At 72.3% G+C, this 19536-nt stretch carries 20 protein-coding genes; 6 read left to right on the top strand and 14 right to left on the bottom strand.

Annotation, left to right across the window (positions count from 1 at the left end):
- Nucleotides 1–74: 74 nt before the first annotated feature.
- Nucleotides 75–689, top strand: coding sequence for a DUF4870 domain-containing protein (locus O7624_RS22525; RefSeq protein ID WP_282237156.1), 615 nt, complete (start codon nt 75–77; stop codon nt 687–689).
- A 27-nt stretch (nt 690–716) separates the two neighbouring features.
- On the opposite strand, the gene hemW is transcribed toward O7624_RS22525, so the two are convergent.
- Entirely contained in the window at nt 717–1940 is a 1224-nt protein-coding gene (hemW, locus tag O7624_RS22520) for a radical SAM family heme chaperone HemW (protein ID WP_282237155.1), read from the bottom strand.
- Between the two features lie 20 nt (nt 1941–1960).
- On the opposite strand from hemW, the gene O7624_RS22515 reads away from it, so the two are divergent.
- The 3 genes from O7624_RS22515 to O7624_RS22505 all read left to right on the top strand — a co-directional run bounded on the left by O7624_RS22515 (nt 1961) and on the right by O7624_RS22505 (nt 4936).
- Nucleotides 1961–2749, top strand: coding sequence for an enoyl-CoA hydratase-related protein (locus O7624_RS22515; protein ID WP_282237154.1), 789 nt, complete (start codon nt 1961–1963; stop codon nt 2747–2749).
- A 118-nt stretch (nt 2750–2867) separates the two neighbouring features.
- The gene (locus tag O7624_RS22510; protein ID WP_282240719.1) at nt 2868–3797 is read left to right on the top strand and encodes a hypothetical protein; all 930 of its coding nucleotides are present in this window, start codon (nt 2868–2870) and stop codon (nt 3795–3797) included.
- Between the two features lie 233 nt (nt 3798–4030).
- Nucleotides 4031–4936 (top strand): phytanoyl-CoA dioxygenase family protein, encoded by a 906-nt coding sequence (locus O7624_RS22505; protein WP_282237153.1) that lies wholly within the window; start codon nt 4031–4033, stop codon nt 4934–4936.
- 85 nt (nt 4937–5021) lie between these two features.
- Here the strand turns inward: O7624_RS22505 and O7624_RS22500 are convergent, their stop codons facing one another.
- From O7624_RS22500 to O7624_RS22485, 4 genes are all read right to left on the bottom strand, one after another.
- Nucleotides 5022–5666 carry an MOSC domain-containing protein gene (locus tag O7624_RS22500; protein WP_282237152.1) on the bottom strand — a complete coding sequence of 215 codons (645 nt, stop codon included), beginning with the start codon at nt 5664–5666 and terminating at the stop codon, nt 5022–5024.
- 130 nt (nt 5667–5796) lie between these two features.
- Complete coding sequence (locus O7624_RS22495; RefSeq protein ID WP_093407532.1) at nt 5797–6084, bottom strand: GlsB/YeaQ/YmgE family stress response membrane protein; 288 nt, start codon at nt 6082–6084, stop codon at nt 5797–5799.
- A 183-nt stretch (nt 6085–6267) separates the two neighbouring features.
- Nucleotides 6268–8142, bottom strand: a complete 1875-nt coding sequence (gene lepA / locus O7624_RS22490) for a translation elongation factor 4 (protein WP_093407534.1) — start codon at nt 8140–8142, stop codon at nt 6268–6270.
- Nucleotides 8143–8236: 94 nt separating this feature from the next.
- Entirely contained in the window at nt 8237–8770 is a 534-nt protein-coding gene (locus O7624_RS22485; protein ID WP_093407536.1) for a DUF4240 domain-containing protein, read from the bottom strand.
- Between the two features lie 87 nt (nt 8771–8857).
- Here O7624_RS22485 and O7624_RS22480 point away from each other — a divergent pair, with 87 nt between their 5' ends.
- Nucleotides 8858–9838: an aminoglycoside phosphotransferase family protein gene (locus O7624_RS22480; protein ID WP_282237151.1), complete on the top strand. Its 981-nt coding sequence runs from the start codon at nt 8858–8860 to the stop codon at nt 9836–9838.
- Between the two features lie 255 nt (nt 9839–10093).
- Nucleotides 10094–10360 carry a 30S ribosomal protein S20 gene (gene rpsT, locus O7624_RS22475; protein WP_093407538.1) on the top strand — a complete coding sequence of 89 codons (267 nt, stop codon included), beginning with the start codon at nt 10094–10096 and terminating at the stop codon, nt 10358–10360.
- A gap of 103 nt (nt 10361–10463) precedes the next feature.
- On the opposite strand, the gene O7624_RS22470 is transcribed toward rpsT, so the two are convergent.
- The 9 genes from O7624_RS22470 to nadD form a co-directional block, all read right to left on the bottom strand.
- Nucleotides 10464–11060: a hypothetical protein gene (locus O7624_RS22470; protein ID WP_282237150.1), complete on the bottom strand. Its 597-nt coding sequence runs from the start codon at nt 11058–11060 to the stop codon at nt 10464–10466.
- The gene (gene holA / locus O7624_RS22465; protein ID WP_282237149.1) at nt 11057–12037 is read right to left on the bottom strand and encodes a DNA polymerase III subunit delta; all 981 of its coding nucleotides are present in this window, start codon (nt 12035–12037) and stop codon (nt 11057–11059) included. The genes O7624_RS22470 and holA overlap by 4 nt, the downstream gene beginning before the upstream one ends.
- A gap of 127 nt (nt 12038–12164) precedes the next feature.
- Nucleotides 12165–14582: a ComEC/Rec2 family competence protein gene (locus O7624_RS22460; protein ID WP_282237148.1), complete on the bottom strand. Its 2418-nt coding sequence runs from the start codon at nt 14580–14582 to the stop codon at nt 12165–12167.
- Complete coding sequence (locus tag O7624_RS22455; protein WP_282240718.1) at nt 14579–15424, bottom strand: ComEA family DNA-binding protein; 846 nt, start codon at nt 15422–15424, stop codon at nt 14579–14581. Before O7624_RS22455 ends, O7624_RS22460 begins: the two co-directional genes overlap by 4 nt.
- Nucleotides 15425–15889: 465 nt before the next feature.
- The gene (locus tag O7624_RS22450) at nt 15890–16663 is read right to left on the bottom strand and encodes an SDR family oxidoreductase (protein ID WP_282237147.1); all 774 of its coding nucleotides are present in this window, start codon (nt 16661–16663) and stop codon (nt 15890–15892) included.
- A gap of 138 nt (nt 16664–16801) precedes the next feature.
- Entirely contained in the window at nt 16802–17662 is an 861-nt protein-coding gene (locus O7624_RS22445; RefSeq protein WP_282237146.1) for a DegV family protein, read from the bottom strand.
- A gap of 48 nt (nt 17663–17710) precedes the next feature.
- On the bottom strand, nt 17711–18376 hold the full coding sequence (locus tag O7624_RS22440; protein ID WP_282237145.1) for a histidine phosphatase family protein: 666 nt from the start codon (nt 18374–18376) through the stop codon (nt 17711–17713).
- A complete protein-coding gene (gene rsfS, locus O7624_RS22435) occupies nt 18373–18777 on the bottom strand; it encodes a ribosome silencing factor (protein WP_093407553.1) in 405 nt (134 codons plus the stop codon). The genes O7624_RS22440 and rsfS overlap by 4 nt, the downstream gene beginning before the upstream one ends.
- A gap of 99 nt (nt 18778–18876) precedes the next feature.
- Nucleotides 18877–19473 carry a nicotinate-nucleotide adenylyltransferase gene (gene nadD / locus O7624_RS22430; RefSeq protein WP_093407555.1) on the bottom strand — a complete coding sequence of 199 codons (597 nt, stop codon included), beginning with the start codon at nt 19471–19473 and terminating at the stop codon, nt 18877–18879.
- Between the last annotated feature and the right edge of the window lie 63 nt (nt 19474–19536).

Raw genomic sequence — 19536 nt, 5'->3', positions numbered from 1 at the left:
GAACCGATCGGCGGGTTGACACTCGCCGGTGTCGCTCTGGTGCGCCGTTGCCGCTGGCACCTACCGTGACCTCCATGACTGAACCACCTCGTCCCCCGGACTCCGGCGACGAACCCACGACACCACTGTCCGGTTCGCCAGGCCAGGGCGGCTATCCCCCGCCCGGCGGTTATCCCCCGCCCGGCGGCTATCCACCTCCCACCGGCGACCAACCGCCGCCGGCCGGCTACCCGCCGCCCGGGGGCTACCCGCCGCCCGGCGGTTACCCTCCCCCACCCGGAGCCCCCGGTGTCGGCTACCCGACCGGCGGTTACGGCGCTCCCGGCGGTGGCTACGCCAACAACGAGGACAAGACCTGGTCCCTGATCGCCCACTTCGGCGGCCCGCTCGGCGTGGTCGTCGGTGGCGGGCTCTTCGGCTGGGTGGCGCCGCTGATCGCGATGATGACCCGCGGGCAGCAGTCCCCGATCGCCCGGGCCCACTCGGTGGCCGCGTTGAACTTTCAGCTCACCTGGGCCATCGTCGGTGTGCTGAGCTGGGTGCTCACCATGATCACCTGTGGCATCCTGTTCTTCGCGCCGATCATCGCCGGGATCGTGCCGGTGATCTTCGGCATCATCGGCGGGGTCAAGGCCAACGACGGGGTGCTCTACCAGTACCCGATGAGCTACTCGTTCGTGAAGCGCTGACCGCGCGGGCCGGCCGGATGACGGGGGTCAGGGCAGCAGGTCGCGGACCACGGCGTCGGCGAGCAACCGGCCGCGCAGGGTGAGCACGGCGCGGCCGGCGGCGTGGGCGGGCTCGGCGAGCAGGCCCTCGGCCAACGCCCGCGCCGCACCCGCCCGCCCGGCGTCGGTCAGCACGTCCAGCGGCAGGCCGGAGGCCAGCCGCAACCGGAGCATGACGTCTTCCATGTGCGCCTCGTCGCCGGTGAGCACCTCCCGGGCCTGCCCGGGTGACGCCCCGGCGGCGAGGCGTTGCGCGTACGCGGCGGGATGCTTGACGTTCCACCAGCGCACCCCGCCGACGTGGCTGTGCGCCCCCGGCCCGAGGCCCCACCAGTTCCCGCCGGTCCAGTAGAGCAGGTTGTGCCGGCAGCGCGCGGCTGGCGTACGGGCCCAGTTGGAGACCTCGTACCAGGAGAAACCGGCCGCGCCGAGGGTGGACTCGGCGGCCAGGTAGCGGTCCGCGGCGACGTCCTCGTCCGGGTACGGCAGCTCGCCACGGCGCATCCGGGCGGCCAGCCGGGTGCCGTCCTCGACGATCAGGGCGTACGCGCTGACATGGTCCACGCCTGCGGCGACCACCTGGTCCAGCGAGGCGGCGAAGTCCTCGGCCCGCTCCCCCGGCGTTCCGTAGATCAGGTCGAGATTGACGTGGTCGAAGCCGGCGTCACGGGCCTCCAGCGCGGCGGCGGTGGCCCGGCCGGCGTGGTGCCGGCGGTCGAGCACGGCGAGCACCCCGGGCGCGGCCGACTGCATGCCCAGCGAGATCCGGGTGTACCCGGCCGCGCGCAACTCCTTCAGCGAGGCGGGCGTCACCGACTCGGGGTTGGCCTCGGTGGTCACCTCCGCGTCGGTGGCCAGCCCCCAGGTCCGGTCGATCGCGTCGAGGATGCGGGCCAGGTCGTCGGCGGGCAGCAGGGTGGGGGTGCCGCCACCGACGAAGACCGTCTCCACCCGGGCCGGTGGGGTGTCGTCCAGCACCCGGGCGGCGAGCGCCAGTTCCGCCAGCACTGCGTCGGCGTAGCCCTCCCGGCGCGCGCCGCCGCCCAACTCGTCGGCGGTGTACGTGTTGAAGTCGCAGTAGCCGCAGCGGCTCGCGCAGAAGGGCACATGCACGTAGACCCCGAAACCCCGGACGGCTACGGACGCACGGGCGGACGCGGGCAGCGACCCGTCGGCGGGGACGGGCTCGCCTGCTGGAAGGACGCCGGGCATGGCCACTAGTGTGCCCTGGCATGACCTCTCCCGACGTGTTCGTGCGGGTCGCCACGGCCCACGGGGTGACCACGCTCACCCTGGACAGTCCGCACAACCGCAACGCGCTCTCCACGCCGCTGATGACCGAACTGCTGGCCGGGCTGGCCGCCGCGGTCGCCGACGACGCGGTCCGGGTGATCGTGCTCGACCACACCGGGCCGGTCTTCTGCTCCGGCGCCGACCTGAAGGAGACCGCGGCGGCGTACGCCAGCGGCACGGTGCCCGCCGGGATGCTGGGTGACGTGCTCGCGGCGGTCTGGGAGTGCCCGAAGCCGGTGCTGGCGAGAGTCGCCGGCCCGGCCCGGGCCGGCGGACTGGGCCTGATCGCGGCAGCCGACCTGGCGGTCTGCGCGGCCGAGGCCACGTTCGCCTTCACCGAGGTGCGGATCGGGGTGATCCCCGCGGTGATCTCCGCGACGGTGCTGCCCCGCCTGACCACCCGGGCGGCAGCCGAGCTGTACCTGACCGGCGACACCTTCGACGGCCGGCGGGCCGCCGAGATCGGCCTGGTCACCGCCGCGGTGCCGGCCGCGGAGCTGGATGCCGCGGTGCGGCGGTACTGCGACTCGCTGGTACGCGGGGCCCCGTCGGCGTTGGCCGGCGCGAAGCGACTGCTGCGCCGACCGGCCGCCGTCGACCTGCGCGCCGACCTGACCGAGCTGGCCGAGGTGTCCACCGGGTACTTCCTGTCGGCGGACGGCGTCGAGGGGGTCACCGCGTTCCGGGAGAAGCGGCCGCCGCGCTGGGTGGCGGAACTCGGTGGGTGAGGTACGGCCGGGACGGGGAACCTCGCGTTGCGCGTAGGTGCCGCGGGAGGTGGGAACCGGTCGGACGACCCGAACATGTCGATGAGGGACGTACGCTTGGCGGACCTTGACACAGGAGGTGCGGGTGCGAACTCGGGCTGTCGCGACGGGCTTCGTGGTCCTCGTCCTGATCGTCGCGATCGGGACGATCGTGGCGTTGAGGCAGGCCGGTGAGGGGCTACGGCTGCCGCTGGCCGGCCGGGCCTGCACGGTCCAGGCCGACGGCGAGGTGACGCTCGACTCGCAGCAGATGGCGAACGCGGCGACCATCGCGGCGATCGGCGTGCAACGCGAGATGCCGGAGCGGGCGGTGGTGGTGGCGCTGGCCACCGCGTACCAGGAGTCCGGGTTGCGCAACCTGACCGGTGGTGACCGCGACTCCGTGGGGCTGTTCCAGCAGCGACCGAGCCAGGGTTGGGGCACACCGAAGCAGATCCGCGACCCCCGGTACGCGGCGGGGAAGTTCTACGCGGCGTTGAAGAAGGTGCGCGGCTGGGAGGACATGCGGGTCACCGACGCCGCGCAGAAGGTGCAGCGCTCGGCCTTCCCCGAGGCGTACGAGAAGTGGGCCGACGAGTCGCAGGTGCTCACCCGGGCGCTGCTCGGTCACGCCAGCACGGCGGTCACCTGCGCGGTGGGCGGCGATCCGGTGATGCGCGGCGCCGCCGCCATCGCCGCGCTGACCGAGGGGCTGGCGCTCGACTGGGGCCTGGTGGCCTTCACCGACGACGACCGGCAGGTGGGCAGGAGTTACTTCACCTCTGCCGTCGACAGTTCCGGCAACCCGACCCTGCTGAAGGTGGGGATCAACGAATCGCCCTCCGCCGAGGGTGTGCGGGCCGGCTGGCGGTACACGCACTGGCTGGTCTCCCACGCGAAGGAGCACGGGGTGAAGCGGGTGACCTACGACGGCCGGGAGTGGACCGCCAAGCGCGGCGACTGGAAGCGCCTGCCGGACAGCGACCGGGGTGACACGGAGGTCCTCGCCGAGGTCCACGCCGACGTCTGACCGACCTCGATCTCCTTGGAGCGACCGCCCTTACCCGCAGTCACCGCAAAATTCGGCATTTTGGTACGTAATGCCACGTCTCGCCACGTTGAGTGACGTGCGGTAGTCGTCCAACCGCCTTCAGTCGCCGTACCTGTGGAAAGGTCGCGGGGTGCCCCCCGAGCCGCCTGGACGCGCGTTACGATCGGCGGCCTGTGCCAGAAATGGTTTCACCTCTTGGGGAGGGGTACTACGTGGCGTTCGACTACGGCGACCGGACCGGCTACGAACCGATCAGTGACGTCGACCGCAAGGAGTTCCACGAGCAGGGCTTTCTCCTGCTGCGCAACGTCCTGACCGAGGATCACCGGGCCGCTCTCGAGGCCGCGGTCGACCGGGTGTACGAGGAGGAGAAGGCCAAGGGCAACACCACCAAGGACGGCACCCTGCACCTGCTGGGCTTCCTTGAGCGTGACGAGCTCTTCGGCGAGCTGCTCACCCACCCGATCGCGTTCCCCTACATGTGGGGCCTGGCGGGCTGGAACATCTACACCCACCACAACCACCTCGACGTCACGCCGCCGGCGTTGGAGCCCGAGAAGCCGTACTGGGGTTGGCACCAGGACGGGTACCGGCAGAACTCCGACCCGGAGACGATGGACCCGAATCTGCCCCGGCCGATGTTCTCGCTGAAGGTCGCCTACGTGCTCTCCGACCTGTCGGAGAAGGGGCGCGGCGCGACGAAGGTGATCCCTGGCAGCCACCTGTGGAACTCGCTGCCGCGCCCGTCGGATCTGAGCGTGCACAACCCGGACCCCGAGGGCACCGTCGAGATCACCGCCGACCCGGGTGACGCCTTCATCTTCGACCGCCGCCAGTGGCACTCCCGGTCGACGAACCTGTCGAACATCACCCGCAAGATGCTGTTCGTCGGTTACACCTACCGGTGGATCCGCCCGCTCGACGAGCTGCACCCCGACAAGGACGGCGAGTGGTACCGCAACCGCACGCCGGTGCAGCGCCAGCTGCTCGGGGAGGGCACCCACACGGCGAACTACTGGGGCATCAACTGGGACGGCTACATCGACGACGAGATCCCGCTGCGCAAGGAGCTCAAGCAGCGCGGTCTGCTGAACCGCAGCATCCCCTGGCTCCGCTGACCGGACCGTGACGACAGGCCCCGTGGCCACGCCTGGACGTGGCCCACGGGGCCTGTTCGCGTCTGCTCGGGGACGTGCCGGTCCGTCAGCCGGCCGACTCGCCCAGCCGGCGACGCGCCTTCTCGCGAACCGGCTCGGGCAGGTCGTCGGCCGCCAGCAACCGGGGCAGCAGCGCCGGCTCCAGGGTGAGCGCCCGGAACACCTCGCCGAGGGTCACCCCGTGGGCCGGCCGGTGCACGATCTCGATCGGGTCGCCGACGCCCACCGCGCCCTCCCGCACCACCCGCAGGTAGGCGCCGGGCGTCGCACGGGCGGTGAACCGCTTGATCAGATCCGGTACCCCCCAGAAGCCGGCAAAGGTGGTGCACGGCGTACGCGGCTTGGTCACCTGGAGCAACACCTCGCCGACGGCCCACTGCTCGCCGATCACGGCGCCGGTGACGTCGACCGCGTGCGTGGTGAGGTTCTCGCCGAAGCCCCCCGGACGGATGGCGCGCCCGAGGTCCGCCTCCCACCAGGCCGCGTCCTCCACCGCGTACGCGTAGACGGCCTGGTCCGGACCACCGTGGTGGGACCGTTCGCCGATGAAGTCGCCGACCAACCCGTCGGTGCGGAAGAACACCGGAGCCTCGACCGGCCGCTTGTCGATGCCGCTGCGCCCGCTCGCGTCACCGGCCCACGCCGCCTCGGTCACGATGCCGACGTTCACCGATGCCACCCTGCCCGTCATGATCACATCCTAGGGGAGCGGCTTCGGCGCGCCACCGCCCGCTGGTCAGGTCGGTCGCGCACCACGTTTGTCGTACGCATGCGAAAGGCGCCCGACCTCGACGGTCGGGCGCCTTTCGACGGTTCAGCTGTTACCGGTGGGTGACACCCCGGCGGTTGCGGCCCACACCGGCGACCAGCGCCACCGCGACGGCGGCCAGCAGCACCTGGAGCATCAGCTCCCGCCAGTCGATACCGGCGGTCTCGGCGAAGCCGGACGCACGGGCGATCACGGTGCCGAGCAGCGCGGCACCGACACCGATGAGCATGTGCAGCCAGATCGGCATGTTCTGACGGCCCGGCACCACCAGTCGGCCAAGCGCACCGACGATCAGACCAACGATCAGGGCGGTGATGATGCCCCAGACGGTGAGCTCCATGGTCGCTCTCCTTCACGAAAGACGTTCAACGTTTGTGGTGTTCCTGTCGTGACCGCCTAATGCCCGACGAGCGAAGATCCCAAACCGGCTTTTCTGGCCGAGAGGTCGCGACCACCCCGAAAGACCGCGCCACGCAGACGGGCGCCCGGCCGGGTGGCCGAGCGCCCGTCGGGACGGATGCGCTTACTTCTTTCCGCTCGCCTTGCCGTCGGAGTCGGAGGAGAGCGCGGCGATGAACGCCTCCTGCGGGACCTCCACCCGGCCCACCATCTTCATCCGCTTCTTGCCCTCCTTCTGCTTCTCCAGCAGCTTGCGCTTACGGCTGATGTCACCGCCGTAGCACTTGGCGAGCACGTCCTTACGGATGGCGCGGATCGTCTCCCGGGCGATCACCCGGCTGCCGATGGCTGCCTGGATCGGCACCTCGAACTGCTGACGCGGGATGAGGTTGCGCAGCTTCGCCGCGATGGTGGTGCCGTAGGCGTACGCCTTTTCCTTGTGCACGATCGCACTGAACGCGTCCACCGGCTCGCCGTGCAGCAGGATGTCGACCTTGACCAGGTCGGACGCCTGCTCGCCGGAGGGCTCGTAGTCCAACGACGCGTAGCCCTTCGTACGGCTCTTCAATTGATCGAAGAAGTCGAAGATGATCTCAGCGAGGGGCAGCGTGTAGCGCAGTTCCACCCGGTCGGCGGAGAGGTAGTCCATGCCCAGCAGGCTGCCGCGCCGGCCCTGACACAGCTCCATCACCGCACCGACGTAGTCGTTGGGGGTGAGCACCGTGGCCCGCACCGTCGGCTCGTACACCTCGGCGATCTTGCCGGTCGGGTACTCGCTGGGGTTGGTGACCACGACCTCCTCGCCATCCTCCTGGATGGCCCGGTAGACCACGTTCGGCGCGGTCGAGATGAGGTCGAGGTTGAACTCCCGCTCCAGTCGCTCCCGGATGATCTCCAGGTGCAGCAGGCCGAGGAACCCACAGCGGAACCCGAAGCCGAGCGCACCGGAGGTCTCCGGCTCGTAGGTCAACGCGGCGTCGTTGAGCTTGAGCTTGTCCAGCGCGTCCCGCAACGCGGGGTAGTCCGACCCGTCGATCGGATACAGGCCGGAGTAGACCATCGGCTTCGGGTCCTTGTAACCGCCGAGCGCCTCGGCCGCCGGCCGCCCGTTGATGGTGACCGTGTCACCGACCCGGGACTGCCGGACGTCCTTCACACCGGTGATCAGATAGCCGACCTCACCGACGCCGAGCGCGTCGGCCTTGACCATCTCCGGCGAGATGACCCCGATCTCCAGCAGCTCGTGGGTGGCGCCGGTGGACATCATCTTGATCCGGTCCCGGGCGCTGATCCGCCCGTCGACCACCCGCACGTAGGTGACCACGCCCCGGTAGACGTCGTACACCGAGTCGAAGATCATGGCGCGGGCCGGGGCATCGGCGTCGCCGACCGGCGGGGTGAACTGCCGGACGATCTCATCGAGCAGGTACGGGACACCCTCACCGGTCTTGCCGGAGACCCTGATGCAGTCCGCCGGGTCGCCCCCGATCAGGTGGGCCAGTTCCTCGGCGTACTTCTCCGGCTGGGCCGCCGGTAGGTCGATCTTGTTGAGCACCGGGATGATGTGCAGGTCGTTCTCGAGCGCGAGGTAGAGGTTGGCCAGCGTCTGCGCCTCGATGCCCTGGGCCGCGTCGACCAGCAGGATCGCGCCCTCGCAGGCGGCCAGCGACCGGGACACCTCGTAGGTGAAGTCGACGTGGCCAGGCGTGTCGATCATGTTGAGCACGGCCTGCTCGCCGGCCCGCTCGCCCTCGGCGATGGTCCACGGCATCCGGACCGCCTGGCTCTTGATGGTGATGCCACGCTCGCGCTCGATGTCCATCCGGTCGAGGTACTGCGCGCGCATCTGCCGCGGGTCGACCACGCCGGTGAGCTGCAACATCCGGTCGGCCAGGGTCGACTTTCCGTGGTCGATGTGGGCGATGATGCAGAAGTTCCTGATCCGCCCCGGGTCGGTGGCACCAGGAGCGTTCGCGCCGGGATCGAGCGTCGGTGGCACAGCGGTCCGTTCTGGTCGGCTGACGTGAGCGGGCCGGCACGCGCCGGCCCCCTCTATGCTCCCATGTCCCCGGCGGGCATCGGCCGGGCGTCCGTCACTCCTGCGGCGGCTCGACGAAGAGGGCGGCGAGCCGGGGCAGTCGACGGCGGGCCTCCTCCTCGTCGTCGAAGTCCCAGAAGTCGTTCAGGTCGGGCTGCGGCGCCGCCGCGCGCTCCCCCGGCAGGTCGGTCGCGGTGGCCCTGCGGTACGCGTCCCACGGCACCGCGAGCATGTCCGCGCACTCGAACTCCTCACCGCTCAGCGAGGCGGACCGGATCTGCGGCAGCTCGGCCAGCGAGTCCGGATCAGCGACCGCCCGGGCGAAGACCTCCCGTCCCTGGGTCATCAGCCAACCCCGGAAGTACTCGAACCCGTCGTCCGAGGCGCCACCGTTGATCAGGTACGCGGCACCCCACAGGTCGACCCGGTAGGACGCGCCGAGGACCCGTTGCTGGTGGTGGGCGTACCCGACGATCTCCTCGGGGTCGCGGGCGGCGAGCAGCGCGACGGCTCGGGCGGCGATGGCGTCCGGCTCTCCCCCGCCGGTGCGGGCACGGTCGATCAACTGCCAGAAGTCGTCGGTCCTCATGGTCCGGCAGTCTGGCAGACGCCACCCCGGGTGCCCGGATCCGCGCCGGAGGTCGCCGCCCGACCGGCCACCGGGCAGCATGGTCGGGTGAGTTCCGCCTCTCCGCCCGAGTACCACGCGACCGCGCAGCGGCCCGAGTGGTCGGTCCTGCCAGCGCGACTGCGGACCGCAGTGGCCGCCCGGCTGGGCGCCCCGGTGGTCCAGGCCACGACCGCCAGCGCCGGCTTCACCCGGGGATTCGCCGCGCTGCTGCACACCGCCGACGGGCACCGCGCGTTCGTCAAGGCCGCGCCCCACGCCGAGCAGCCACACCTGGTCGACTGGTACGCCCGGGAGGCCGCGATCCTCAACCGGCTGCCGGCCGGGTTGCCGGTGCCCCGCCCGCACTGGTCGCTGTGGGAGGCGGGCTGGTACGTGCTGTGCCTCGACGCCATCGACGGTCACACCCCCCGGCTGCCCTGGACGCAGGTCGAACTCAGCACCACCCTCACCGCCTTCGCCGACGTCGCCGAGGCGCTCGCCGATCCACCGGCCGAGTTGACCGCCCTCGGCCTGCCCCATCTCAGCGACCTGGCCCGCGACGACATCCTCTGGTGGGGCGAGGTCGCCGCCGGCCGGGAACCGGTGCCGCCGTTGCCCGCCCCGGCGCGGGGACGGCTGGCCGAACTGGTCACGCTGGAGTCGCGCCTGCCCGGGTACGCCGCCGCTTCGACCGGGCTGACCCACGGCGACCTGCGGGTCGACAACGTGCTGATCGACACCGCCGGCGCGGCCTGGTTCTGCGACTGGTCGTGGCTGTGCCAGGGGCCGGCCTGGTTCGACCTGGTCACCCTGCTGATCACCGGGTACGCCGGCGGGCTGGACGTCGATTCCCGCTTCGCCGCCCACCCGGCCGCGGCCGGCGCGCCCGACGACGCGCTGGACGTCACGCTGGCCGCCCTGGCCGGCTACCACCTCACCGCCTCGACGTCGGCGCCACCGACCGCGTCGACCCACCTGCCGGCGCACCAACGGTGGACCGGCGAGCAGGCTCTCGCCTGGCTCTCGCACCGCCGCGCCTGGGCCTGAGGCACCGCCCCCACCGGTTGACGACACGCTGGTGTCCCGGCGACCGGCCTGGGTGCGGGTGTCCCGGCGGCAACCGGCCTGGGTGCGGGTGTCCCGGCGGCAACCGGCCTGGGTGCGGGTGGTGCGGCGACCTGTGCGGGTGCCGTTTTGGCCCGCCCGAACCGGACCTGGTAACCTGGCTCTTCGCGCAGCGATGACGCATGCTCGTCGCGCGCACAAGCTGACCAACCCGAGCTATCAAGACGAGGCTGTCGCGTGGCGAACATCAAGTCCCAGATCAAGCGCAACCGGCAGAACGAGAAGCGCCGGCTGCGTAACAAGTCGGTCAAGTCGTCGCTGAAGACCGCCATCCGCAAGTTCCACGAGGCCGCTGAGGCCGGTGACGTCGAGAAGGCCGCCGCCCTCATGCAGGATGCCTCGCGCAAGCTGGACAAGGCGGTCAGCAAGGGCGTCATCCACGGCAACCAGGCCGCGAACCGCAAGTCCGCGATCGCCAAGCGCGTCGCGTCGCTCGCCTCCTGAGCCAGCGCCCAGACCTGACGGAAGCCCCGAGGCGGTGCCTCGGGGCTTCCGCACGTCCATCCGCCCGGCATCGGTCCGCTTCCGGTCCGGCCGCGCGCCCTGATCAGGACCCGGGTTCGGTGGTTTCCGGCCGAGACCCGACATCACTCCGCTCCGCGGCCGCCCCGCCGCGCCCCGCCGCCGCTGTCCCCCGGGCCGCGCCGCCCGGGAACCGGTCGGGTCCGGCACCGGCGGCAGGCGGTGCCGGCCGCGTCGCGCCAGGGCGCTCCTCCGCCGGCTCGGACCGCACCACGCCGGGACGCTCCATCTCCACCGGTTCGGATCGCACCACGACCCCGGGCACGCTGTGCCGCAGCCAGTCGACCCGGGCCCGCCCGACCACCGGCTCCATCTGCTGACGGAACCGGTCACGTTCCTGCTCGGGTACGGCCGCGGCGGAGCGCACCACCGTGGCGGCCACCAGATCGTTGAGCTTGACCATCACGGCCACCGTGGCGGGCAGCACGAGCACCGCCCACCAGGTCACCAGCTCGGCGAGCGCGAGCAGCGCCGCCAGCGCGATCGCCCCCTCGAAGAAGATGAAGCAAAGCACCCCACCCGGATTGACGAACCGCAGGCCGAGCACCCGCGCGTAGAACGGCCGGTACCGCTCCTCGTCGGCCGGGATCGTGGCCCACGAGCCACGGAGGGCTCCGCTCACCTGGTGCCGCCCTGCCGGGCGGCCGCCACCGAGAAGACCGCCTTCTCCAGCGCGTACGCCCGGTCGTCGGAGCCGCCCTTGACCGCCGCGTTGCACTCGGCCGCCGCCCGCATCGCCAGGACCAGCCCGTCGGGGGTCCAGCCCCGGGCCTGCCGTTGGGCCCGTTCGACCTTCCACGGCGGCATGCCGAGGCTGCTGGCGAGTTGGTACGGGCTGCCCCGGCCGGCCGAGGCGACCCGGGCGACCGTACGGATGCCGTCGGCGAGGGCGTCGGCGATCGGCACCGGATCCACCCCCACGTGCAAGGCCCAGCGCAACGCCTCCAAGGCGCCCGGGAGGTCACCGACCATCGTGGCGTCAGCCACCGTGAACCCGCTGACCTCCACCCGGCCCCGGTAGTAGCGCGCCACCGTGTCGGCGTCGATCCGGCCGTCGGTGTCGGCGATCAGTTGGGAGCAGGCTGCCGCGAGTTCGCGTAGGTCGTTGCCGACCGCGGCGAGCAGCGCCTCGGCGGCGTCGTCCGTGCACCGTCCGCCGGCCCGGCGGATCTCGTCGCGGACGAAGGCCACCCGGTCGCGGTGCCCCTTGAGCTTCGCGGCGGGCACGACCCGGGCACCGGCCGACTTCAGACCGTCGGCGAACGCCTTGCCCTTGGCGCCCCCGAGGTGTGCCACCACGAGCTGCACCTCGGGGTCGGGGTTCTTCGCGTACGCCAACAGGGCGGCGACCAGATCTTTGCGGGCGTCCTGACCGGACCGGAGCACCAGCACGCGACGTCCGCCGAACAGCGACGGGCTGAGCATCTCGTCGATCTCGCCGACGGCGAGCTGGCTGGCCTGGTATTCGCGCACGTCAACGGCGGGGTCAGCGGCGCGGGCGGCGGCAACGGTTTCGGACACCGCGCGCGTGGCGAGCAGCTCCTCGTCGCCGAGGACGAGCACAATAGGAGCGGCACTGGCGGCGGTCACGCCGCCCATATTCGCACGCGCGGCCGGTCGGTCCAGCCTGCTCGTCATTACTCTGCCGGCAGACCCCGCACTCAACGCAAATCCAGACATAAGACTTATCTTCCGCTTTTCGCAGTAAATCGCCGTCGATTCATCACTATGGACGGACCCGGTCGACGCCAGCGCTCACCACCGCCAGCCCTCGGGGCGACCGCACCACCGCCAGGTCACCCCCGACGTCGGTACGCAGCACCCGCGCGCCACCCCGGGCCAGCCGGGCCAGCACCGCCTCGTTGGGATGGCCGTAGCTGTTCTCCGCTCCGACCGGCACCAGCGCCACCGCCGGCCGCACCGCGTCCAGAAAGGCCGGATCCTGGTACGCGCTGCCGTGGTGGGCGACCTTCAGCACGTCCGCCCGCAGCCCGTCCGGTGGCAGCCGCTCCCGCAGCGCCCGCTGCTCCTCCACCTCGGCGTCGCCGGTCAACAGAATCCGCACCCGGTCGACCATGGCGAGCAGCACCAGCGAGTTGTTGTTCGGATCCGAGCGGGTGCCGCGCATCGGGTACGGCGGGCCGAGCACGGTCAGGTCGACCGCGCCGGCCCGATAGCGCCAACCCGCCGCTGCGGCGACCACCGGCGTGCCGTACGCCGCGGCGGTGCCGCGCACCAGATCCCGGCCGGCCACTGGTTCCGGCCACTGCGGAACCAACACCGTGTCCACAGGTCTTCCCCGGAAGATTCCGGCCACCCCGCCGGTGTGGTCCACGTGGAAGTGGCTGACCACCAGCAGCGACACCCGACGTACGCCGAGCCGGCGCAGGCAGGCGTCCGCCGCCGCCGGATCCGGACCGGCGTCCACCACCACCGCCCGGCCCGCCCGCACCGGCAGCAGCATCGTGTCGCCCTGACCTACCGCACAGGCGGTGACGACCCAACCGTCCGGCGGCCATCCCGGCGCGATCACCCGCACCGGCAGGGCACCCAGCACGACCGCGACGGCGCAGACCGCCACCAGTCGACGTACCAGCGGGTGGCGGGCGGCCACCAGCAAGGCCACCGTCAGCGCCGTCAGCAGCAGCGCTCCGGAGATCCCGCCGGGCCAGGGCAGGTTGCCCGCCGGCAGCCGGGCACCGTACCGGGCCACCAGCACCAGCCACCACGCCGGCCAGTGCGCCAGCCAGGCAACGGCCTCGGCACCGGCCGGCCAGATCGGCGAGACGACCGCGGCCGCCACGCCGAGCACCGTCGCCGGAGCTATCGCCGGCACCGCGAGCAGGTTCGCCGGCACCGCGACCAGGCTGACCGTGCCCGTCAGTCCGGCGATCACCGGCGAACAGGCGAGTTGTGCGGCGGCCGGCACCGCCAGCGCCTCGGCCGCCCCCGGCGGGACGCCCCGCCGACGCAGGCCGTCCCGCCAACTCGGTGCGAGCAGCAGCAACCCGCCGGTGGCCAGCACGGACAGCGCGAAGCCGGGGTCGCCGGCCAGGCCCGGATCGACAAGCACCAGCGCCGCCACGGCGGCGGCGAGCGCGGGCACTGCCGCCCGGGGCCGGCCGGCGGCCAACGCGGCGAGCCCGATCGCGCCCATGGTGGCCGCGCGTACCACGCTCGGGGACGGTCGGACCAGGATGACGAAGCCCACCAGGGCCAGGCCGCAGAAGCACACCGCCAGCGCGGGACCGGCACGGGCCCAGCGGGCCAGCAACAGCACCGCACCCACCACAATTGCCACATTCGACCCAGAAACAGCATTCAGGTGAGTCATTCCGGTGGCCTGGAAATCCTCCTCCACCGGGTCAGGCAGCCGGCTGGTGTCCCCGACGACCAGGCCGGGCAGCAGGCCACCGGGATCGTCCGGCAAAGGTGCGCACGCCTGCTGGAGGCCGGCGCGCAGCCGACCGGCCGCGCGCTGCAACGCCGAGGGAGAACCAAGTCGAATGGGTGCACCGACGGCCATCAGGACCGCCCCGGTGAGGTCGCCGCCGCGTGACTCGGCCAGGCGCCCGTCCGCAGTGAGCCGTTGCCCGGGCAGCAGCCCCCGCCACGCCGGGTCGTCGGCGAGCACCAGCACCCGCGCCGGAAGGCTGATCCGTTGGCCCTGCGGCCCGGTCAGCGTCACCAGCCTCGCCGGCACCAGCAGGGTCGGTGGACGGCCCACGATGCCGCCGCGTACCGGCCTGGGATCGTCCCGGACGACAAGTTCGGCGGTGACCCGGGCCCGTTCGTCCACCAGGACGCGCAGTGGGCCCGCGTCCCGTACGGTCAGCCGCGCCGAGGTGGCCGCCCCGCCACAGACCACGCCGATCAGGATCGCCACCGCGACCCAGCCGTGGCGGCGCACGGTCGGGCCGGGTCGCCCGACGAAGCCGAACAGGTGCAGCGCCGCCACCCCGGCGAGACCGGCCGCGACAGCGGCCAGCAGCAGCGTCCGCCGGGCATCGAGATGCAATCCCGCCAACGCGGTGAGCCAGGCCGCGACCGCCAGCCCCGCCAGGCGGAGGTCCGGTGCGGGCCCGCCGGTCGCGACACCGGGTGTTCCGGCCGACGGTGCGACCGGGGCTGCCGACGCCCTCACACCGTCACCAGGTCCTTGAGCTGCTCGTACCGTGCGTCGCCGATTCCGGTCACCTGACGCAGGTCGCCGATGGACCGGAAGCCGCCGTGCTGATCGCGATACTCGATGATCCGCTGGGCGAGCACCGGCCCCACCCCGGGCAGGGTTTCGAGCTGTGCCGACGTCGCGGTGTTCAGGTTGACCCGCCCGCCCGCGCCCGGTCCGCCGCCCGGCACCGGGCCGGCTCCAGACCCGGGGCCCGCCGCAGCGCCCGGAGGTGCCGGTACGCCGACCAGGATCAACTCGCCGTCGCTGATCCGGCGGGCCGGATTGAGCATCGCCACGTCCACCCCTGGCAACGCCCCTCCGGCGGCGTGCAGGGCGTCGGCCACCCGCGCGCCGGCCGCCAGCCGCACCAGTCCGGGCCGTCGGACCTTGCCGGCGACGGCGACCACCAGCTCACCGGTCGACTCCGTCTGGGGCTTCGCCGGCTCGTCGCCGGTCTCGACGGACGGGTCAGGTGTCACGACGGTGCCGGTCTCCGCCACGACCGGCTCCACCTCAGGACGGGACTGCCAGGCCCAGATGGCCGCAACCAACACCACGAGGACGGCGACGGCGGCGAGCGCTCGCACTCCCCGCCGCCCCGGATCGAAAGCACTCGGCCCCGCAAGGGGCTTCGGCGACTCCTCGTCGACCGTCCGCCCTCGCTCGTCGTGGACCGGTCCTTCGTCGCTGACCCGAAGCGGACCACCGGGCCGGGCCGGGCCGCCGCTGCTGGCCGGGCCACCGGCCCGGATCGGTCCGTCGGCGCGACCGGGACCGGAGTCATCGACCCGGCCGGCAGCTTGGAGCGGCAGCAGCACGGTCGGCCATTCCGTGACCGGCGTCGGCGCCCCGCCGGACGCCCCGGCGAGCGGGGACAGGCCGACGGACGGGGGCCGCTCGGCGAGCGGGGGCACGTCGACGGGCGGAGGCCGCTCGGCGAACGGTGGCCACCCGGCGAGGGCCGTCCGGTCGCCGCCCGACATCGGTGGTTCGGCAGCGCCCGCCGGCAGGTCCAGCGCGTTGGGCATCAGTTGCCACAGACGCCGCCGGACCACCATCTCCTCGTCCTCGTCCTTCGACACGGCGCGAGGTTAGGGCGGTGGGGCCCGGTCGAGCGCGCCGCGCCGGTCCGCCTGTGGACAGCGCGAGGCTCTGTGGACAGCAGCCCGATCATGCACCCGATCTGCTATGGCCTCCGCGCGTTGCCGGGCCGCCGCCTGTCGTGACCGAGACCGTCGCACGAGCCCGACACGTGCGACGCAGGTCGCCGATCCGTCGGTTCAGTCGGTGCGCGCCTGCGGGTCCAGACCGAGGACGGCGCGTCCGCCGTCGAGCGGCAGGGTCACCCCGTTGACGAAGGCGGCCGCCGGCGAGAGCAGGTACGCCACCGCCTCCGCCACGTCCTGCGGCTGCCCGATCCGGCCCACCGGGTGCAGCCGGGCAAGCTCCGCCTCGATCCGCTGCGCCTGGTCCGGCTCGGTCTCGGCGAGGAACGCCTCGTGTCGTTCGGTGGCCACCGAGCCGAGGGCTATCGCGTTGGCACGGATGCCGTGCCGGCCGTACTCGACGGCCAGCGCCCGGGTCAGCCCCTCCACGGCCGCCTTGGCCGTGGCGTACGGCAGGCAGCCCGGCACCGGCCGGCTCGCCTGGTGGGACGAGACGTTGACCACGACGCCAGCGGTGCCGGCGGCGAGGTAGCGGCGTACCGCGGTCGCGGCGCCGACCACGGCGGGGCGCAGGTTACGGGTGATCAGGTCGACGACCTCGCCGACCGGCGCGTCGTGCACCGAGGCGTCGCGGAACACGGCGGCGTTGTTCACCCATCCGGTCAACGGGCCGAAGCGCTCCGCCAGGTCGGCGGCCCGCCCGGCGACGCCCTCGTCACCGGCGTCACCGACCACCGCCGCGAGCCGGTCGGCTCGGGCGTGGTCCTCCACCCAGGACAGCGCACCCGGATCGCGCTCGACCACCACGACCGTCCGGCCGTCGGCGAGCAACCTCTCCACGATGCCGCGCCCGACCCCGCGTCCCCCACCGGTCACCACACAGGACATCCGCCCCACCTCCCCAGGCCCGGCCACGCGACCAATCCTCGCCCACCCACGCCACCAACGGCGAACAGGTCAGCGGGTCGACGGCACCGGCAACGGCTCGCGCGCGACGGCGCGGACGTGCGCTGACGGCTCGACTGGTCAGCTGGCGTTGTCCGGCCTACGGTGGATCACCACGCAGGCGAGGCCGGGCCCGACGTGCACCGCGACGGCGGCACCGGCCTCGGAGACGTACGCCGCACGCAACCGGTCGCCGAGCCGAACGGTCAGGGTGTCGAGAAGTTCCTCGGCCCGCTGCGGTGCGTCGAGATGGTGTACGGCCAGGTCCACCTGCCCGTCGCCGGCCGCCTCGACGGCGAGATCCACCAACCGAGCCATGCCCCGACTGGCGGTGCGGACCTTGTCCCGCAGCACTATGCGTCCCTCGGGCATGTGCAGGATGGGTTTGACCGACAGCGCGGTGCCGAGCAACGCCTCCGCCGCGTTGATCCGCCCGCCGCGACGAAGGAACTCCAGCGTGTCCACGTAGAAGTGGATGCTGGTACGACCGACGGCGGCTTCTGCCGCAGCCCGTACGCCGGCCAGGTCGGCGCCCCGCGCGGCGGCCCGGGCCGCCGCGATCGCCGGGAAACCGAGACCCATGCCGCAGGAACGGCTGTCGACCACGCTGACCCGGTCGCCCAGTTCGGCGGCGGCCAGTTCGGCGGCCTCGACCGTGCCGGAGAGTCCGGCCGACAGGTGCACCGAGACGACACCCTCCGCCCCCGCCTCCAGTAGCTCCCGGTAGGTCCGGCCGAACTGCTCGGGCGACGGGCGGGAGGTGCTCACCGACACCCGCCGCGCGCGCAGCGCCCGGGTCGCGTCCGCCGGGAAGGTCTCGACGCCCTCCAGCCCTTCGACGCCGGCCAGCACGACGGTCAGCGGCACCACGGTCAGCGCGTGCTCCCGCAGCAGCTCGGGTGGAAGGTAGGCGGTGGAGTCGGTGACGACCGCGACTGGCATGCGGGCACCGTAGCGGATCAAGCTGGGCGGCTGCCTGGACGCGTCCGCTCAGACCGGCTCGGCGGAGACCGGAATTCCGGTCGCGGCAGTGCCGGTCGAGGCGATGCCGGCCTCCATCGGACCGACGTTGTGGGCGCGCAGGTGCCACCCGCGCTCGACATCGTGGCGCAGTTCCGTCCAGTGACAGTTGCGCAGCGAGCCGACGGCACGCAGCACGGCGTGCTCCCAGCCGAGCAGGTGTCCGCAGCCCTGCCGGGCGGCACCGCCGTGAGTGGCCACCACCACGGTGCCCCCGGACAGTTGGTCGGCGGCCTCCTGCAACGCGGTGCCGATGCGCTTACCCAACTCGTCCAGCGGTTCGATGTCCGCTCCCGGGTCGGGATCCCCGGCCCGCCAGCGGGCGTACTCCCCGGGGAACCGCTCCGCAACCTCGGTCAACAGCAGCCCCTGCCAGCTGCCGAAGTGCCGCTCCCGCAGGCGGGCGTCGGAGCGTACCGGCAGACCGGTAAGCGCGGAGAGCGCGGCGGCGGTGTCCGCGGCGCGGCTCAGGTCGCTGGCGACCAGGGCGTCCGGGCGCAGCGCGGCCAGCAGCGGCGCTGCGCTGCGCGCCTGTTCCCGGCCGAGGTCGTTCAGCGGTACGTCGGTCTGTCCCTGCACCCTGCTGGCGGCGTTCCAGTCGGTGTTGCCGTGCCGCCAGATGATCAGCCTGGTCACTCGCCCGATCCGGCGGCGGCCTCTGCGCTGGCGAGGTCCCGGTCGACGAACGGAATGGTCGGGCAGTCCTTCCAGAGCCGGTCAAGGGCGTAGAACTCGCGTTCCTCGGTGTGCTGCACGTGCACTACGACGTCGACGTAGTCGAGCAGCACCCAACGGCCGCCGCGTTCGCCCTCCCGACGCACCGGCTTCGCCTTCTCCGGCAGGTCCAGCAGGGCCTCCTCGATGGCGTCGACGATAGCCAGCACCTGGCGCTCGTTCGGGGCCGCGGCGAGCAGGAACGCGTCGGTGATGGCGAGTTGGTCGCCCACGTCGATGATGACGATGTCCTGAGCCTTCTTGTCGGCCGCCGCCTGGGCGGCGACGATCGCCAGCTCGTGAGCGCGTTCGGAAACTGTCACCGTTCTCCTTCGATCAACCGTGCGAGGTTTCCAGCCTCTCACACGGCCCGGATTCTCGACTCGCCAGTTTCAGCCGGAAAACGGCATGAAACGGCCGAATCACTCCCGATACAGGCACCGTTTCGCGATGTACTGCACCACACCGTCCGGCACCAGATACCAGACCGGCTCGCCCCGGGCGACCCGCGCCCGGCAGTCGGTGGAAGAGATCGCCATGGCCGGCACCTGCACCAGGCTGACCGTGTCGGCGGGCAGGTGCGCGGCGGTCAGCGCGAAACCCGGCCGGGTGACCCCGATGAAGTGAGCCAGCTCGAAGATCTCATCGAGGTCCTTCCAGCTCAGGATCTTCTCCAGGGCGTCCGCGCCGGTGATGAAGAACAGCTGCGCCTTCGCACCGTACTGGGCACGCAGGTCGCGCAGCGTGTCGACGGTGTAGGTGGGGCCACCCCGGTCGATGTCGACGCGGCTGACCTGGAAACGGGGGTTGGAGGCGGTGGCGATCACGGTCATCAGGTAACGATCCTCCGCCGAGCTGACCGGGACGTCGGCCTTCTGCCACGGCTGCCCGGTCGGCACGAAGATCACTTCGTCGAGGCCAAACCGGTCCGCCACCTCGCTCGCGGCCACGAGGTGACCGTGATGGATCGGGTCGAACGTTCCACCCATGATGCCGATCCGCCGGATGTCTTCCTCCACCCCATGATCCTAGGGCGTGCAAGACCGGGGGCGGGCCGGGCCGTCACCCTTCCGGCCCGGCCC

The organism is Verrucosispora sp. WMMD1129, assembly GCF_029581255.1.
In the GTDB taxonomy this organism is placed as follows: Bacteria; Actinomycetota; Actinomycetes; order Mycobacteriales; family Micromonosporaceae; genus Micromonospora; species Micromonospora sediminimaris.
The sequence above is the reverse complement of the archived record's forward strand: the minus strand, read 5'-3'. Positions and strand labels throughout refer to the sequence as shown.

Excerpts from the sequence above, each read along its gene's own strand:
- O7624_RS22525 (WP_282237156.1), top strand. The coding sequence starts at position 75 with ATGACTGAACCACCTCGTCCCCCGGACTCCGGCGACGAACCCACGACA.
- hemW (WP_282237155.1), bottom strand. The coding sequence starts at position 1,940 with ATGCCCGGCGTCCTTCCAGCAGGCGAGCCCGTCCCCGCCGACGGGTCG.
- O7624_RS22515 (WP_282237154.1), top strand. The coding sequence starts at position 1,961 with ATGACCTCTCCCGACGTGTTCGTGCGGGTCGCCACGGCCCACGGGGTG.
- O7624_RS22500 (WP_282237152.1), bottom strand. The coding sequence starts at position 5,666 with ATGACGGGCAGGGTGGCATCGGTGAACGTCGGCATCGTGACCGAGGCG.
- O7624_RS22495 (WP_093407532.1), bottom strand. The coding sequence starts at position 6,084 with ATGGAGCTCACCGTCTGGGGCATCATCACCGCCCTGATCGTTGGTCTG.
- O7624_RS22485 (WP_093407536.1), bottom strand. The coding sequence starts at position 8,770 with ATGAGGACCGACGACTTCTGGCAGTTGATCGACCGTGCCCGCACCGGC.
- holA (WP_282237149.1), bottom strand. The coding sequence starts at position 12,037 with ATGGGCGGCGTGACCGCCGCCAGTGCCGCTCCTATTGTGCTCGTCCTC.
- O7624_RS22450 (WP_282237147.1), bottom strand. The coding sequence starts at position 16,663 with ATGTCCTGTGTGGTGACCGGTGGGGGACGCGGGGTCGGGCGCGGCATC.
- O7624_RS22445 (WP_282237146.1), bottom strand. The coding sequence starts at position 17,662 with ATGCCAGTCGCGGTCGTCACCGACTCCACCGCCTACCTTCCACCCGAG.